Below are 16,357 nucleotides of genomic sequence, written 5' to 3' on the forward strand. Positions count from 1 at the left end.
TCTCTGCGGCAAGTCGGCCAATCCTTCCTGTTAACTGTCACCTAGCAGCTAACACCTTCAGCAACGGTTTTCATACTTCTGCAGGCAGTACTAGGATTCTTCCCAGGCGGGCAGCTCATCAATACTCAGGCGATTTTTTTGCTGGCGATAGGTGATCAGGCCACTCGCTCCCTTTTTCTCAGCCCAAGTTTGCAGTGTCTGTCTGGGCGCCTGTAAAGTCATTAGGGGTACGCCGTAGCCGCAAGAGTCGCTGACCCGACTAACTGTCAACCGCACAATGGATCGGGTTGCCCAGGTGAGGCGGAAACAGGGGCATGAGGGTGGCAAAGTCTGGATGGTCACCCGTCAGCACCTCCCCCTGGCCATGCAAGCGCACAATCTTAGGAGGGTGCTCGAACGAGCAAAACATCACCACCATGCGACCATTTTCCCGCAGGTGAGCCAGGGTCTCCGCACCGCTACCGGTCAGATCCTGGTAAGCCACCGTGAGCGGATCAATCACCCGGAAGGTGTCCCCGCCCTTTGGCGAGCAATTCACATGTCCCTCTGCCCCCAAAGGAGCCGTAGCGACAAAAAATACTGGCTGTTGTTCCATCCACTGACCCAAGGGAGCCGAGATGTCTGGGTAAACCTTTCCCATTGGCTTAAGTCCTGGTCTATTTGAGCTGTGGCAAGGGTTGGGATGGCGGATCTAATGGCGGCTGATCCGTCGACTTTGGCTCCTGTACAACAGCACTGGGAGCTGGGTCAGGTTGGGGTAACTGAGTCTGGTAATCAAGGCCGAGCACGTCACTGTAGAGTTTGATGTATTCCACCGCTGACTTGTCCCAGCTAAAGTCTTGGGCCATGGCCCGTTGTTGTAGTGCTCTCCAGGCATCTTTGTAGTGATAGCCCTCCCAAGCGCGAATCAGACTGGTAAACAGGTCGAGGGGCTCATAGCGGTCAAAACAGTAGCCAGTGCCAGCCTGGTGCTCAGGGTCATGGTGTTGCACCGTATCGACCAGGCCGCCTGTACGGCGCACCACAGGAATGCAACCATAGCGCATGGCAATCATTTGGCTAATGCCACAGGGCTCAAACCGCGACGGCATTAAAAAGGCATCGGCCCCGGCATAAATCCGCCGACCTAGCCCTTCGCTGTACAGCAGGTAGGTGGCCATACGGCCCCGGTAGCGACCAGCCATTTGCCACAACTGGGTTTCGTAGTAGCGATCGCCGGTTCCCAACAGCACAAACTGGGCATCGGTATAGGAGAGAAACCGATCCAAAATTTGCAAAATCAGATCAAGCCCCTTCTGTTCCACCAAGCGGCCCACGAGGCCCACTAGAAACGCTTTTGAATTCACTTCAAGGCCCAACTCTTCTTGAATCGCCACCTTATTCTTGCGGCGATGCTCCAGGGTATCGGCGGTGAAGGGCTTAGCAATATATTTATCCGTAGCCGGGTTAAACGACTCTGTGTCAATTCCATTTAAGAGACCGCTCAATTTGCCACTAATGAATGACAGTAGTCCTTCCAGGCTTTCCCCATAGTCAGCGGTCTGAATTTGCTGGGCATAGGTGGGCGACACGGTATTCACCCGATCGGCAAACTGTACCGCCGCCGCCATGGTGTTGTGGCCCTGCATATACCACGGACACCAGGTAATCTGCTCAAGTCGCCAGCGCCAGGGCCCCTGGTAGGCCAAGTTATGGATAGTAAAGACCGTGCTAATATCCGGCGATTGGTTCATCCACACCGGAATCATGCCCGTATGCCAGTCATGGCAGTGGATAATCTGCGGCTTCCAATAGTTCCAGGCAAATTCAGCCGCCCCGTTGGCGAAAAAGGTAAAGCGCCAGTCTTCGTCATTACCAAAGTAAACCCGGCGGGGATCAAAGGCGGGGTGGCCAAATAAATACAGCGGCACATCCGACTCGGGTAGGGTGGTTTCGTACACCGCAAAGTCATTGAACATGGCGGTGCCCCGCCACACCGGCTCCTTTGGAATGTCAATTTTGTCCGGTAGAAAGCCATAGTAGGGCAAAAACACCCGCACATCGTGCCCCATTTTTCGCAGCACTTTGGGCAAGGACCCTACTACATCCCCCATGCCCCCCACCTTGGCCAGGGGCGCTGCTTCCGCTGCCACAAAAAGAATTTCCATACCGCCCCGCTATTGCACAAATCCTAGATTCCAGTCTACGAGGGTGTGGACGTTCTGCCTAGATGCTAGGCGATCGCATCTGTCAGGGTAGATAGCCTGAGTTGGGTGGCTACAGACAGCTGACTATGACAGGGCCAACGCTTCCTGGTTAGGGCTATCAGCCCCAGGGGATGTTGGCGTGGGTTGCAACATGTCGGTCAGCAATATGCTGGGGGGCTGCCGATGGGGCCAGGCAAACGCATGACGAAAAGCCGCCTCCTGGCAAGCTTGCAAGCCATCAAAGCCAATCACATCGTGGGTCAACAAGTTCTCGTATTCAAACGGCAAGCGAACATTGTGGAGCCCAGCGTTATCGGTGCAGATGGCGATATCTACCCCCGCATCAAAGCAGCGATCAAAGACTAGCTTGAGTTGGTGAATGTCTTCCAGGGTACCCGTTTTCAGATAGGTGGTGGGGCACACCTCTAAACACTGGCCCCGGGCTGCCACTTCGGGTAAGAGGTCTGGCCGCAGCAGAGGAATTTGAATGCCATGGCCAATCCGCATCAGGTAAGGCAACAGTTGGGGATGGCACCCATCTGCGGTTTCATAGAGATGGCCAGTGGTGTTCACCCCCAGTGTCTGGGCCCGCTGGTAAAGCTGAATAAACTCAGCCATGCGATCGCCATATTGGGCATCTCCCCCGGCCACATCCACAGCACACACATAGTCCGGGTACTGAGCCGCCAGTTCCACAATCGCTTGGTTAACCGCATGGGGTAAGCGGGAGTGCATACAGAGAATCTGCTTGGTCACAATCGGATACTCGGGTTGTTGACTGGCCCGCCCTACGATTTCTACAATATTGGCCATGGCCTCAATGCGCTGATTTTGAGGCAAATGGTCAGGGGTACGCAGGTAAGGGGTATAGCGCAACTCCAGGTAGGCTAAATTCTCAAAGATATAGGCTCCGCGAATCAGACGATAAATAAAGTAGGGCAGAGCCTCTTGGGTCTGCACGCTTTCCACCAGGGTATGTAGCTCTAAATATTCAGCTAGGGTATTGCGGGGTTGAGTATAAAACTGCTCAAAGGCTCCATAGTCCGCAAACCGATCGGATAAATCGGGGCGGTTGCGCTGGAAGTAGCGCCACAGAACGCGGGGCACCACCGAACCGCCCAGGTGGCGGTGAAGTTCAGCATATAGGCTCATAATGTCACACCTCTTTTAAGATCCCCACAGTCACGGAAACATGAAGATATATAAACAAGACTATTTGTACTGTTTTATCGCATATTTCACAGATTGGGTATATGGTTAAGCCCATTTAAAGTGAGGTTATCCTGGGATAAGTGCCATGGAGCCAATCCTTAACCATGGGTTGACACATGTACATCTAAGTCACGATAATGGGAATTTGTGTGAACTTGAGAGTCTGAATTCCCTTGGCAAACGTTGTAGTGATTGGAGCCCAGTGGGGCGATGAAGGAAAGGGTAAAATTACCGATCTGTTGAGCCGTTCAGCAGATGTGGTGGTGCGCTACCAGGGTGGTGTTAATGCTGGTCACACGGTTGTTGTTCAAGATCAGACCTTTAAGTTGCACCTGATTCCCTCGGGCATTCTTTACCCTGACACCGAATGTGTGATCGGTAGCGGCACCGTGATTGATCCCAAGGCGCTGATTGGCGAACTTGACAAGCTAGAGGAACTAGGTGTTTCTAGCAAAAATCTATTTATTTCCAATGCGGCCCATGTGACCATGCCCTACCACCGCCTGATTGATCAGGCGGCAGAGGAGCGTCGTGGGACCAACAAGATCGGCACCACTAAGCGGGGGATTGGACCTACTTACGCTGATAAGTCAGAGCGCATTGGCATCCGCATCATTGATCTGATGGATTACGTCAAGTTGCGGGAGCAGTTGGAGTGGACCATTCAGTACAAGAATGGCATTTTGGAAAAGCTTTACGACATCGAGCCCCTCAATCCAGCGGCTGTGGTAGACGAGTATATCCAATATGCCGAGCGGTTGCGGCCCTATGTGATTGACAGCTCTCTACATGTGTACCAGGCCATTCGTCAGCGCAAAAACGTGCTGTTTGAAGGAGCCCAGGGGACATTGCTGGATCTTGATCACGGTACATACCCTTACGTCACCTCCTCTAATCCAGTGGCTGGGGGAGCCTGCATTGGCACTGGCATTGGCCCTACCGTGATTGACCGGGTGATTGGGGTGGCCAAAGCTTACACCACTCGAGTAGGGGAAGGTCCTTTCCCCACTGAGCTCACTTGTGGGATTGGGGAGCAACTCTGCGATCGCGGTGCCGAATTTGGTACCACCACCGGTCGTCGTCGTCGCTGCGGCTGGTTTGATGCGGTGATTGGCCGCTATGCAGTGCGCATCAATGGGCTCGACTGCTTAGCAATCACAAAGCTGGATGTCCTGGATGATGTAGATGAAATTAACGTCTGTGTCGCCTACGAGCTAGACGGCACCCATTGTGAGGAGCTACCGGGCAGTGCCTATGCCTTTGCCCGCTGCAAGCCCATCTACAAAGCCATGCCGGGGTGGAAGCAGCCTACGGATCACTGCCGATCCCTGAGTGATTTACCCAAGGCCGCCCTAGACTACCTAAAGTTTTTGGCGGAACTGATGGAGGTACCTATCGCCATTGTGTCCTTAGGGGCCAGTCGCGATCAAACCATCATTGTGGAAGATCCGATCCACGGGCCTAAACGGGCATTGCTATACAGCAGCGGTGAGTCCCAGGTCGCTTAGATCAGCTGGGCTAAAGGGGTTACGATTACACGGTTTATTAATTTTTTACGGGGGAGATTTTGCCATGGAACTGACAATTGAGTGTAAAGCACGGGATCCAAAAGCTAAGGCTAATGCGCTGCGCCGTCAGGGACTGATGCCTGCGGTGCTCTACGGCCACAATGGCACCGAATCGATGTCTCTGACGGTAGATCAGAAGGCCGCTGACCTGCTGTTGCGCAAGGCAGCAGTGAATAACACCATGATTGCTTTAAAGATTCCAGACCAGTCTTGGACCGGCAAGGCGCTGCTGCGGGAGGTGCAGTCTCATCCGTGGAAGAATCTGGTCTACCACCTCAGCTTCTTTGCGGTCAAAGCCCAGGATGAGGTGGAAGTTGGTGTGGTGCTTAACTTTGTGGGTGAGCCGGTGGGCGTCAGCGACGAAGGGGGTGTGCTGAATACAGAAATTAACGAAGTCACCGTTAGGTGTAAGGCGATCGACATTCCTGAGAGCATCGATGTGGATGTGTCTGGCCTGGCCCTGGGGGGGTCATTGACCCTAGCCGATCTGCAGCTGCCGGATGGAGCCGAGGTCGTGGGTGAGCCAGAACAGGCGATCGCCACTGTGCTGCAAGCCCGCAAGGCAGAACCAACAGCCGAGACAGAAAGCGTCGAGGTCGCCCTACCTGTGGTTGAAACCACTGAGGCATAGGCCGTTATCACGTCGTTTATAGGCTGGTCTAGGGTGTTTTAAGCGCCCCTCAGATTAAGTTTTAGCATCAGTCCATGGGGGGGCTAAGGAGGGTAATCCTGGCCCCTTTACTGTCTTGCTGTATGAGTGCCTTAACGCCTGGCCAGAAGATGGGGCCATACCAGCGACCGCCTTTTGTTTCGTTCGTCTTAGCTAGAGCTAGTGTCTATCCCCTATGACTGACTTCACCCTGCCGCTGCTGATTCAACGGATGTGCCAGCCGGGGTTTTACCCCCACCCCGTAACCGAGCCGATTCAGCTAATTCAGACCCATGTGTCCTATGTGCTGCTGACCGGGGACTATGCCTACAAAGTGAAAAAGCCAGTTAACTTTGGCTTTTTAGACTATTCCACCCTAGAAAAGCGGCACCACTTTTGCCAGGAAGAGTTACGCCTGAACCAGCGGGGAGCAGCTCCCTTGTATGTGGAGGTGGTGACCATTAGTCAAACTGGTGACACTTACAGCCTGGAGGGAGACAACCCAGTCGAGTACGCCGTCAAGATGGTGCAGTTTCCCCAGGACACCCTGTTGAGTGCCCTGTACGATCGCGGCGAACTGAGTGACACCCTGATGCAGGAATTGGCGACAACAGTGGCGGCGTTTCACCTGGCGGCCGAGACCAATGATCATATTCGCAGCTATGGCCAGGTTAGTCAGATTCGGCAGGCCTTTGACGAAAACTACGAGCAAACCACTGGGTTCATTGGCGGCCCCCAAACCCAGAGTCAGTTTGACGAAACCAAGGCCTACACCGATCACTTTTTTGCCACCCAATCAGAGTTATTTCACCAGCGGGTCGAGCAAAATTGGATTCGCGCTGGCCATGGTGATCTACACCTGAACAACATCTGCTATTGGCAGAACCAACTCTACTTATTTGACTGCATCGAGTTTAACGAGCCCTTTCGCTACGTGGATGTGATGTACGACGTGGGCTTTGTGGTCATGGACCTGTTGGCTAAAGATTGCGCCCCCTTCGCTAATACTTTTTTGAATCATTATGTGGAGCGCACCGGTGATTGGCTGGGGCTCCAGTTGTTGCCACTTTATATTAGCCGCCAAGCCTATGTGCGAGCCAAAGTGACGTCATTTTTACTGGCGGATTCTGCCATAGACACTGACACCAAGCGCCAAGCCGAGGCTACCGCAGCGGGCTACTATCGCCTAGCCTGGGCCGCCGTCCAACCCAAGTCAGGACGACTGATGTTGATGGCAGGCCTGTCTGGGGCTGGCAAATCCACCACAGCCCGAGCTGTCGCCCGACAGCTCGATGGTATTCACCTGAGATCCGATGCGGTGCGCAAGCATCTGGCGGGCATTTCCCTAGATCAGCGGGGCGATTCCAGCCTGTACACCCCAGCCATGAGTCAGGCCACGTACGATCGCCTGCTAGCCCTAGGGCTGACCCTGGCTAAGGCTGGGTTTACAGTAATTTTAGATGCTAAATATGATCGGGCAGCTTTTCGGCAAACAGCTATCGCTGCCGCTCAAGCAGCTAACTTACCGATTACCCTGCTGCACTGTACCGCCCCCCCTGCCGTGCTAGAAGCTCGCCTGGCCGCTCGCTCTGGGGATATTGCCGACGCTACGGTAGCGGTATTGCAACAGCAACACATGGAACCATTTACCACAACCGAACAACCCCTGGTACAGACCATCGATACGACCGACGACCTAGCACCTCAAATAGCGGCTATAGTTGGGGCATAGCAGCCAGGTTGACAAGGCGAGGAGAACACGATGGCCGATAAAATTATCCCGCGAGCGTTAAAAATTTGGCTAGGCTTTCTATTTGTCTTTTTGCTGCTGGACTATGGCATTATCCCCAGTATTGGGTTTAGCGCGATCGCCGGAATAGCGGGAGGCACCATTGGGGCCTGGTGGATTACCCCCGGCGGTGAGCCCAGGAATCTGGATCTACCAGAACCAATTCGCAGATTTGGTCGACAAATTCGACAGACCCCCAATTGGCTACCCTTTAGGCAATCGATTGGCCGTAATCAGGGTCAGCGATACTCTCGGCCTCGCCGGTAGTCAGTCCTAAACCCGGGATGGGCATACTACAGTCAGGCAACACGTCAATCATGCCTGTCTTGATTGACGTGACTGGCTGGCAACATCTATCCCGGTGACCGGTGAGTACAGAGCGGGCATATTGGCTAACGTGGGCCCAGGCCAAAGGTCTAGGGCCAGTCTTACTAAAGCGGCTGCATAGCCACTTTGGCAGTTTAGAAGCAGCCTGGCAGGCAGATGGCGCCGATCTGCTTGCCGTTGAAGGCATTGGTCTGGGGTTAGGGTCGAGCCTGGTGCAATACCGGCAATCCGTCTGCCCTAAGCAAACCTTGGCCACCTTTGAGCAGCAACAGCCCAACTTTTGGACCCCGGCCGATCCCCAGTACCCGGCACTGCTGTTTGAAATTACTGATCCACCGCCCCTGCTGTTTTACCGTGGTCGTCCAGAACTGGCTGAGGCCTTAAACACTCAGCCATCGGTAGGCATAGTGGGAACCCGTAGCCCCTCCGACTATGGCCAACGCTGGACCCGTCGGTTAACACAGCAGCTAGCGATACATGGGGTGATTGTGGTGTCAGGGCTAGCAAATGGGATTGATCGCCATGCTCACTACCAAGCCCTAGAGAGCCATGGATTAACTATCGCTGTTTTGGGCACGGGGGTCGATATCGTGTATCCCTGGGCAAACCGTGCTCTGCAGGAACGGATTGCCAACGTTGGCTTGCTCCTGAGTGAACACCCCAACGGCACACCTCCAGACCGAGTACATTTTCCCCGCCGCAACCGGATTATTGCTGGCCTCAGCCGGGCGGTGGTGGTGACCGAAGCCCCAATCCGCTCTGGGGCATTAATCACTGCTCGCCTGGCCAATGACTATGGCCGAGATGTGTTTGCTTTACCAGGCTCCCTAGATAACCCCTGTAGTAGAGGTTGCCTAGAGTTGATCAGCCAGGGAGCCCAAATGATCTTGGATGAAAAGACCCTGGTCACTGAGATGGCTTATCTGCCCCAGTTAGACAGCGCCGCCGCCAAAGTTGAAAGTCGGCCAGAGTCTGCACCTCAGATTCCCCTATTGGCGCCAGCCATGGCAGCGGTATTCGATGCTATTGGCCATGACCCCGTTACCCTCGACCAACTGGTAACCCAACTCGGACAGCCCACCGCCGAAGTACTGAGTACCTTAGTTCAGTTAGAACTGATGGGGGCGGTGATTCAACTACCAGGCATGCGCTATCAGCGATCGCCCTAGCCCTAACCATGGGACGGATAGGCAACATCAGTACAGGTCTCTTGTAAGAATTCAATCTGCATGGAACCAAGTTGAATTAGGTCTCCATCTTTCAGAGAGTAGGGCTGCATCGGTGCCAAACGGCAATGGTTAACCCACGTGCCAGATGGACTGTCCAAGTCGGTAATACCGAAGCCTAGGCCTGAATCGAAACTCATGGCGGCATGGCATAGGGCCACCTCTTGGTGGGGAACTGCAACGGTACATTGGGTGCTGTAGCCCAACAGCCACCGGGTATCGCAAAGGGTTAACTGAATGGTCTGGTGGTGATTAATGTTAGTACTCAAAAAGGCTCGTTCCTGTACAACAACCCCTTGTAAATACCAAGGGGAATTGCAGCAGTGGTTTTGAGCGGTCAAGATCGGATCTATCGCCTCTGCCACCTGCTCTAAGTCGTATTCAAAATTATGAAACAATGTGTCTAACAGCCAAGGAGCGTCCTTGGGTGGGCCAGACAGCGGTGAGCGGGAAGGCTGATCTAAGGACGACGTCTTAAACTGGGGCTGGGAAGACTGTGAGGAGACCATAAACGCATCGATTCCATCGCTAACGACAATCTCTAGAAGCTGAACCTAGCCCATGACGATCATGAGCTGATCGGGTGTGATCGATCTGGTAGATAGTACCCTTGATCTTAGTTCCAGAATTTTGCCAATTCTGGAGGAACTCCTATGGATTAGTTAGAACTGGATTAGTTAGAACTGAGCGTGACGATTTCCTGACAGACAGGTTGGATAAATCTAGCTGAGTCGGCAAAGATGCTTGTTTAAGCTAAGCAACCCACCTGGGCTGACGCCATTAAAGCGGGTTTCCGATCATTAGACAATCCTCAGGTTTGGGCTATTTACAAAAGCTTTATCCGCCTCCTAGGTATTATTCGGGTTTAGAGAGGATTTCTAGCCTGTGAACACTTCCGTGCCATAGCTGGCTTGACTATCCACGGTCAAGATCTTGAGTGGTAGGGCTGTTGCCGATTCGGGTAATGCCGCCAAAACAGCGTCAACGCGCTGCCCATAGCCCCTATCTGAGAGCGCTGGCTGGGTGGTTTCTACCGCCACCGACTGCCCCAGGTTAACCCAGGACCGACAGCCCCCGTAGCTTTTTTGCCAGGGCAGTACCAGGGGGTGGGGCAACCGATAGGCCCGCAATACCATGGCATAGGTAGGGCGATCGGGTTGCCAATCTAGGCGTTCTTGCAAAAACCGCTGATTCCAAATTAGGTAAGGCAAGAGGGGGGATAGATCGGCACCTGGCCCCAGTAAAAAGGCATGGGTGACGGTGGCCCAGCCCTCAAAGCTGACTGTTGCCCTAGCAGGGGAGGCTGGATAGCAGGGTAGTTGAGCTGTAAACTGCGGCTTTAACAACTCGGCGGTTTGGTGTTCTAGGGTGGGTAGCAACAACATCTGCTGAGCCGTGAGGGAAAATTGGCCCTGATGTTCTCGAATGCCGCCCTTACGGATGAGCAGTACCGTGTCACCGTTGAGCAACGCGGTTACGGCCACTGACCATTCCTTGAAGGCCCAATCTACCATGGCTTCACCCTCCTGGTTCCATCTCTTTCAGCCTAACCTTAGCTCTCTAAAGCGTGTTACTGATCAACCTGTAGATCATCCCAGGTGTGAAGCACTAGATGTGCGCCGGGGACTGGCGATCGCCCCCATGGCTCCGAAACAGACAGGAATGTTGCTCCCCCATGGACTGCCAGGCTGCGATCCACCCAGCTATCACCCACAATGATGGTATGGCTGGGGTTGACTTGGAGGCGATCGCATAGACCATAAAACAGTGTAGGGTCTGGTTTCGGCAAATCGCCAGCATCGGTTCCCTGCCATTGGTCCACCCAGGGGGTTAGGCCATAGTGATCTAAAAATTCCTTGACATAGGCACTACTATCCGACGACAGCACGCCCACTTGAATAGCACTGTGCTTAAGTCGCTGCAACAGCTCCTTAGTTCCTTCATAGGGAGGTGTATAGGCTGCTTTGCCCTGGGATTGTTGATCCACTTGAAAAAATGCTTGATTCACCAGCTCAAAGGCCTGATCCACCGGATATCCGGCCTGAGTTAACACCGCTATAGCCGCATCAACATTAGCCTGCCGGGTGCCAACCGCCATCAGCCCATCTGGGGCTAACCCGTCGGCGGTGACCCCAACCCTAGCCAACAACATTTCGATGAGAGCGCTAGGCCCTAGGGGTAGATTACCGACCACTGACTGGGTAATCGTTTCCGCTCGGGCGATCGCCAGTTGTCGCAAGAACTCCCGAGAGTCAGCCAGAGTGCCGTCTTTATCGAAAATGATGGCAGCTACAGGAGCGATGAGCTGCTGCTGGCAGCGTACTTGAGTCATGATCATCCAAAAAATAAGCGAGAAAACGTCCAAAGACCTTTTCTCGCTAAACTACTTGATGCCCCCCTCGGTAGCGGCCTCAGCAGCCCTCTAAGGGTCTCAAAGACTCAACTCCGGAACTCTAGTCAGCCACCAGGGCAACCTCTTCCTCATAGACCTCACCGTTCAGTTCAGCCGCCTTTTCAGCCGCTTGTTTACGCAGTTGCTCCCGGTATTTGGCAGCCATTTCCTCGGCCTTGTCGTAAACCAGGTCAGGATTTTTCACCATATCCCCAGGCTCGGGTTCAAGTTGCTTGGTAGACAAGGAAATGCGACCCCGCTCCGCATCCAAGTCAATGATCATCACTTTGATTTCATCATTGACGTTAAAGACATCATGGGGAGTATTGATGTGATCGTGGGAGATTTCGGAAATGTGCAGAAGACCGCTAACACCACCGATATCAATGAAGGCACCGTAAGGCTTAAGACCCCGTACAGCCCCTAGAACCACTTCACCCACCTGCAAACCATTCATCTTGCGCTCAACCAGAGCCCGACGATGGCTGAGGACTAAGCGGTTACGCTCTTCGTCGACTTCCAAAAACTTCAATGGCAAATCCTCACCCACAAGATCTTCCTTGGGCTTGCGAGTACTAATATGAGAGCCAGGAATAAAGCCCCGTAACCCTTCAATGCGCACCAAGGCCCCACCTCGGTTGGTGGCAAATACGCCAGAGCGAACGGTGGCATCTTCTTGTTGCAGCTGCCGTACCCGCTCCCAAGCGCGCATGTACTCAATCCGACGAATGGAGAGGGTCAACTGGCCATCTTCATTCTCGTCAGTCAGAATAAAGAATTCACGGCTCTCGTTAGATCGCAGTACCTCTTCAGGATGATCTACCCGATTGATAGACATTTCCTGAATGGGGAGGTAGGCAGCGGTTTTTGCACCGATATCAATCAGGGCGCCTCTGGGCTCAAGACTAAACACGGTTCCGGTTACAGTATCTCCGGGGTTGAAGTGATAGTCGTACTGATCCAGCAGTGCGGCAAAATCTTCGTGTGTAAACCCGATGTCAAAGTCTTTTACGTCCTGATTGAGCATGCTAGTGTTTTCCTATGATTTTCTCCGTAAATACTGCGGTTTCTGTGCAGACGTACAAAACAATCAACTCAGTTAGTTAGAAGCCCACGCCAGATACATGCGACAACGCATCGGCACAGACTGACCGATAAACCCACAGGATTAAAATTATAACTGATGAAATGGCGTTGGTGAATAGTTGGTGCAACTATCTCCGGAGAAGCCAAGGCTTGTCAGCCGCTAGGAACACAGCTCGATGTAAGTCATGCCAACCCTTCGCCACCCTCGAACCTCTCAGAGTTAAGATCTGAAAACGGAAACGGCATAAGCAGGGGATGCGTCTGGATCAGCTTGTTCCGATGTTGTCTCACTGGCATGGTCTTGGAGCAGATTTAGGGCATCGGTGAAATCGCGGATACCTTGAAACTGGCGGTAAACCGAGGCAAACCTGACAAAGGCAACTTCATTAATGGTTTGCAGCTTTGCCAGTACCATTTCACCAATTTCAGCACTATTAACCTCCCGACTGGCCCGCTGTTGAAGCTCTGCCTCAATGTCGTCCACTACCGTTTCAATGGTTTGAGGGGTGACAGGGGTTTTTTCACAGGCGCGGACAATTCCCCGCAGCACTTTAGATCGCTCAAAGAGTTCGTGGTCACTATTGCGTTTAATCACGGTGATCGGCACGTACTCAATGCGCTCGTAGGTAGTAAACCGTCGTTCGCACCGTAAGCACTCTCGCCGTCGCCGAATACTACGTCCAGCTTCTGCGGAACGAGATTCTAGGACACGGTTGTTGGGATGTTGGCAAAACGGACAATGCATGGGTTTGCTCCCGGGGGACGGAAGATGCGAACGACGGACCCTCTGTCAGAAATTTAGAGTAACAACGACAGAAGCAAGCCCTCTTAAAAAGAAAACTTGCTTCTATATTAATTAAATTGTGCAAAAAGCAACTAAATTAATTACCCACCTCAGCAAAGTTCCGGCATAGCCTAGACCAGGCAGTGGGAATTTCCAGCTTAATCCCCAGCTTAGTCCTTAGAAATGCGAGGCGGCTCACGAAAGGCAATTGCGAAAAAGAGCGTACCGATAACGCAAGCAAAAATGAAGATGTAAGCGACAGCTTCCATAGTGAACAGGCTCCTACTCTAACTAGCTATCTTTAGTTTACAGGTATTTCAGATGTCATGTGCCCGACAGATGGGCGGACAGGCTCAACGGTCGGGCACATTGTTCATCAACAGGCGTCAAACTTAAACTGTTTCTTCCTGGCGCGTAGAGGTATCCCCTACTTTGGCAAAGAAGCCCCATTCCACCTGCTCGGCAGACAGGTCGGGGTCAATGCCCGCAAACACATCCCGGAACAGGGTACGAGCACCGTGCCAGATATGGCCAAAGAAGAACAACAGCGCAAACACAGCATGACCAAAGGTAAACCAGCCACGGGTGCTGGTGCGGAACACACCATCCGACCCCAGGGTTTCTAAGTCAAACTCAAAGGGCTCACCCAATTGAGCTTTACGGGCATAACGTTTCAACAGGGCTGGTTCGGTAATGGTCTGACCATTCAACTCACCCCCATAGAAGGTAGCCGTAACACCGGTTTGCTCAAAGCTATACTTCGATTCGGCCCGGCGGAAGGGGATATCAGCTCGGATAATACCGTCTTCATCCACCAGCACAACTGGAAAAGTCTCGAAGAAGCTGGGCAAACGACGCACGGACAGAACTCGGCCTTCACCATCTTTGAAGACGGGGTGCCCTAGCCAACCCTGGGCTAAGCCATCACCTTGGTTCATTGGGCCAACTCGGAATAAGCCCCCCTTAGCAGGGCTATTACCCACGTAATCGTAAAACGCCAATTTTTCAGGAACCGTGGAATAGGCCTCAGCTAACGTGGCCCCGGCGCTTACTTCAGACTGAACTCGCCGTTGAATTTCCTGCTGGAAATAGCTGCTATCCCACTGATAGCGGGTAGGACCAAACAATTCGATGGGGGTAGCGGCACTGCCATACCACATGGTGCCTGCGACCACGAAGGCCGCAAAGAAAACAGCGGCAATACTGCTGGACAGTACGGTTTCGATATTACCCATGCGCAGCGCTTTGTACAGTCGCTGCGGTGGACGTACCGTCAGGTGGAATAGCCCGGCAATAATACCGACAATGCCAGCCGCAATGTGGTGGGCGACAATCCCCCCCGGATTAAAGGGGTTAAACCCAGCCGACCCCCACTCTGGGGCCACACCCTGCACATGGCCAGTGAGACCGTAGGGGTCCGACACCCACATGCCAGGACCCCAAAGCCCTGTTAAGTGGAAAGCTCCAAACCCGAAGCACAGTAGCCCGGACAGGAACAGGTGAATACCAAACATTTTGGGCAAATCTAAGGCAGGCTCCCCAGTGCGAGGGTCCCGAAATAGATCGAGATCCCAGTAAACCCAGTGCCAGCAGGCGGCCAAGAATAGCAGGCCTGCCAATACAATATGGGCAGCAGCAACGCCTTCAAAAGACCAAAAGCCAGGGTTGACAGCGGTTTCGCCAGTCACACTCCAGCCGCCCCAAGATTGGGTAACGCCTAGGCGCGCCATGAAAGGCAACACAAACATGCCCTGCCGCCACATGGGATTAAGCACAGGATCGCTTGGATCAAAGGTGGCTAGTTCAAACAGGGCCATAGAGCCAGCCCAGCCAGCCACCAGGGCTGTATGCATTAGGTGTACAGAAATCAGTCGCCCGGGATCGTTGATGACGACCGTATGTACCCGGTACCAGGGTAGTCCCATTGACTACTCTCCTCCTCTAGGTAAAACAGTGTTGTTTTGAAATTGTCTTAAGAATGCCAGATACTGATAAGCCTATCAGATTGGGCTCACAGAATCCCCTATCCCATCTCCATCCTCCGGGATCGTTTGGCAATTGCCATGGCCGTTGATGGATAAGAATTCATTTGGTACAGATGAGATGTAACAATGAAATTACTTAAAGAAGTGTAACTAGTTGAAATCCTCCTCGCAAGCTTATGGCTTGATTCTGGCTAGATTTCAGCTGAGAGCAGCTCCGAGGAATACACACATCAGCCGCGAAACGCTCGAATTATCAGTCATTGTTGACGCCGCAATCATAAGGAGATAGGCCCATGGCAACTGTTAAGTTTCTTAACGAAGATACTCAGATTACGATGCCAGACGGGGCCAACCTGCGCTTTAAGGCGTTGGAAAATCGCATTGACCTGTATACCTTCAGCGGCAAACTAATGAACTGCGGGGGGTATGGCCAGTGCGGTACCTGTGTGGTGGATGTGGTGGATGGTCATGAGAATCTGTCTCCCCGCACTGCTGTAGAAGAGCGTAAGCTAAAGAAATGGCCGGAAACTTGCCGATTGGCTTGTCAAACAACGGTCCATGGACCAGTGACGATCGCCACTAAGCCCAAGAAATCAGGTCGCTCATCCTCCCAGCAGTCAAAAACCGCTTAACCGATGGGGGTACCCCCAGGACCGAGTCGGCGGGCAATGGCTGTCAGGCCAATTTTGCCTCTTCCCAAGTTTCCATCACCCAGGAGGAAAGTCAGGTGGTATTCTAAAAGCGTTAGGTTACAACTTGATGGACTGCTGTTTGATTGAGAGTAAGAGAGTAGAGGCAAGCACCGATGGAAGTAAATAAACTTGGGTTTGTAGCTAGCATTCTCTTTGTGCTGGTTCCCACTGTGTTCCTGTTGATTCTGTACATCCAAACCTCTAGTAAGCAAACGGGTGCCTAGACTCGTTATGGTCTATTGAGGCTTTGGTCTGCGAGATGTTGATATCGAGGCGCTGGTATGGCGCTCAGTTGCAGCAGGTAAGCTTTGGCAGATGGGCTAATCCTAAGGGGTACACCTCTTCTTATAAAGCCAAAGGTTATGGGGCTAAAGGCTGTAGACTGTTTGGCGATAGTGGCTAAGGCTAGCCCTAGCTAACAGTATTGCGATACCCCGTATGGGTATTACGGTTTTGGCCAT

At 52.9% G+C, this 16,357-nt stretch carries 18 protein-coding genes; 7 read left to right on the forward strand and 11 right to left on the reverse strand.

Translation table 11 applies throughout. From position 1 onward, the window contains the following. Positions 1–90: 90 nt before the first annotated feature. From E1H13_RS28260 to E1H13_RS02370, 4 genes are all read right to left on the reverse strand, one after another. On the reverse strand, positions 91–222 hold the full coding sequence (locus E1H13_RS28260) for a hypothetical protein (protein WP_256378480.1): 132 nt from the start codon (positions 220–222) through the stop codon (positions 91–93). Between the two features lie 37 nt (positions 223–259). Continuing rightward, positions 260–640 carry a pyridoxamine 5'-phosphate oxidase family protein gene (locus E1H13_RS02360; RefSeq protein WP_206069913.1) on the reverse strand — a complete coding sequence of 127 codons (381 nt, stop codon included), beginning with the start codon at positions 638–640 and terminating at the stop codon, positions 260–262. 16 nt (positions 641–656) lie between these two features. Then, on the reverse strand, positions 657–2,147 hold the full coding sequence (gene glgA / locus E1H13_RS02365; RefSeq protein ID WP_169611778.1) for a glycogen synthase GlgA: 1,491 nt from the start codon (positions 2,145–2,147) through the stop codon (positions 657–659). A 123-nt stretch (positions 2,148–2,270) separates the two neighbouring features. Continuing rightward, complete coding sequence (locus tag E1H13_RS02370) at positions 2,271–3,338, reverse strand: adenosine deaminase (protein ID WP_169611779.1); 1,068 nt, start codon at positions 3,336–3,338, stop codon at positions 2,271–2,273. A 233-nt stretch (positions 3,339–3,571) separates the two neighbouring features. On the opposite strand from E1H13_RS02370, the gene E1H13_RS02375 reads away from it, so the two are divergent. The 5 genes from E1H13_RS02375 (at position 3,572) to dprA (ending at position 8,900) form a co-directional block, all read left to right on the forward strand. Continuing rightward, positions 3,572–4,906, forward strand: coding sequence for an adenylosuccinate synthase (locus tag E1H13_RS02375; protein WP_169611780.1), 1,335 nt, complete (start codon positions 3,572–3,574; stop codon positions 4,904–4,906). Between the two features lie 64 nt (positions 4,907–4,970). Then, complete coding sequence (locus E1H13_RS02380) at positions 4,971–5,597, forward strand: 50S ribosomal protein L25/general stress protein Ctc (RefSeq protein WP_169611781.1); 627 nt, start codon at positions 4,971–4,973, stop codon at positions 5,595–5,597. 214 nt (positions 5,598–5,811) lie between these two features. Beyond that, positions 5,812–7,347: a bifunctional aminoglycoside phosphotransferase/ATP-binding protein gene (locus E1H13_RS02385; protein ID WP_169611782.1), complete on the forward strand. Its 1,536-nt coding sequence runs from the start codon at positions 5,812–5,814 to the stop codon at positions 7,345–7,347. 30 nt (positions 7,348–7,377) lie between these two features. Next, entirely contained in the window at positions 7,378–7,671 is a 294-nt protein-coding gene (locus E1H13_RS02390; protein ID WP_169611783.1) for a hypothetical protein, read from the forward strand. A 101-nt stretch (positions 7,672–7,772) separates the two neighbouring features. Next, positions 7,773–8,900 (forward strand): DNA-processing protein DprA, encoded by a 1,128-nt coding sequence (dprA, locus tag E1H13_RS02395; protein WP_169611784.1) that lies wholly within the window; start codon positions 7,773–7,775, stop codon positions 8,898–8,900. A 2-nt stretch (positions 8,901–8,902) separates the two neighbouring features. On the opposite strand, the gene E1H13_RS02400 is transcribed toward dprA, so the two are convergent. From E1H13_RS02400 to psbB, 7 genes are all read right to left on the reverse strand, one after another. Continuing rightward, positions 8,903–9,466, reverse strand: a complete 564-nt coding sequence (locus E1H13_RS02400) for an FHA domain-containing protein (RefSeq protein WP_169611785.1) — start codon at positions 9,464–9,466, stop codon at positions 8,903–8,905. A 369-nt stretch (positions 9,467–9,835) separates the two neighbouring features. Further along, positions 9,836–10,471: a DUF1802 family protein gene (locus E1H13_RS02405; RefSeq protein WP_169611786.1), complete on the reverse strand. Its 636-nt coding sequence runs from the start codon at positions 10,469–10,471 to the stop codon at positions 9,836–9,838. A gap of 56 nt (positions 10,472–10,527) precedes the next feature. Further along, a complete protein-coding gene (locus tag E1H13_RS02410; RefSeq protein WP_169611787.1) occupies positions 10,528–11,289 on the reverse strand; it encodes an HAD-IA family hydrolase in 762 nt (253 codons plus the stop codon). Between the two features lie 121 nt (positions 11,290–11,410). Further along, entirely contained in the window at positions 11,411–12,376 is a 966-nt protein-coding gene (locus E1H13_RS02415) for a 30S ribosomal protein S1 (RefSeq protein WP_169611788.1), read from the reverse strand. 279 nt (positions 12,377–12,655) lie between these two features. After that, complete coding sequence (nrdR, locus tag E1H13_RS02420) at positions 12,656–13,180, reverse strand: transcriptional regulator NrdR (RefSeq protein ID WP_169611789.1); 525 nt, start codon at positions 13,178–13,180, stop codon at positions 12,656–12,658. A 209-nt stretch (positions 13,181–13,389) separates the two neighbouring features. After that, on the reverse strand, positions 13,390–13,488 hold the full coding sequence (locus tag E1H13_RS02425; protein WP_169611790.1) for a photosystem II reaction center protein T: 99 nt from the start codon (positions 13,486–13,488) through the stop codon (positions 13,390–13,392). A gap of 123 nt (positions 13,489–13,611) precedes the next feature. Next, positions 13,612–15,144 carry a photosystem II chlorophyll-binding protein CP47 gene (psbB, locus tag E1H13_RS02430; RefSeq protein ID WP_169611791.1) on the reverse strand — a complete coding sequence of 511 codons (1,533 nt, stop codon included), beginning with the start codon at positions 15,142–15,144 and terminating at the stop codon, positions 13,612–13,614. A 353-nt stretch (positions 15,145–15,497) separates the two neighbouring features. Here psbB and E1H13_RS02435 point away from each other — a divergent pair, with 353 nt between their 5' ends. After that, on the forward strand, positions 15,498–15,836 hold the full coding sequence (locus E1H13_RS02435; protein ID WP_169611792.1) for a 2Fe-2S iron-sulfur cluster-binding protein: 339 nt from the start codon (positions 15,498–15,500) through the stop codon (positions 15,834–15,836). 173 nt (positions 15,837–16,009) lie between these two features. Beyond that, positions 16,010–16,120, forward strand: a complete 111-nt coding sequence (psbM, locus tag E1H13_RS02440) for a photosystem II reaction center protein PsbM (RefSeq protein WP_169611793.1) — start codon at positions 16,010–16,012, stop codon at positions 16,118–16,120. Positions 16,121–16,357 lie beyond the last annotated feature (237 nt).

Origin of the sequence: Nodosilinea sp. P-1105 (genome assembly GCF_012911975.1) — a bacterium.
Lineage (GTDB): Bacteria > Cyanobacteriota > Cyanobacteriia > Phormidesmidales > Phormidesmidaceae > Nodosilinea.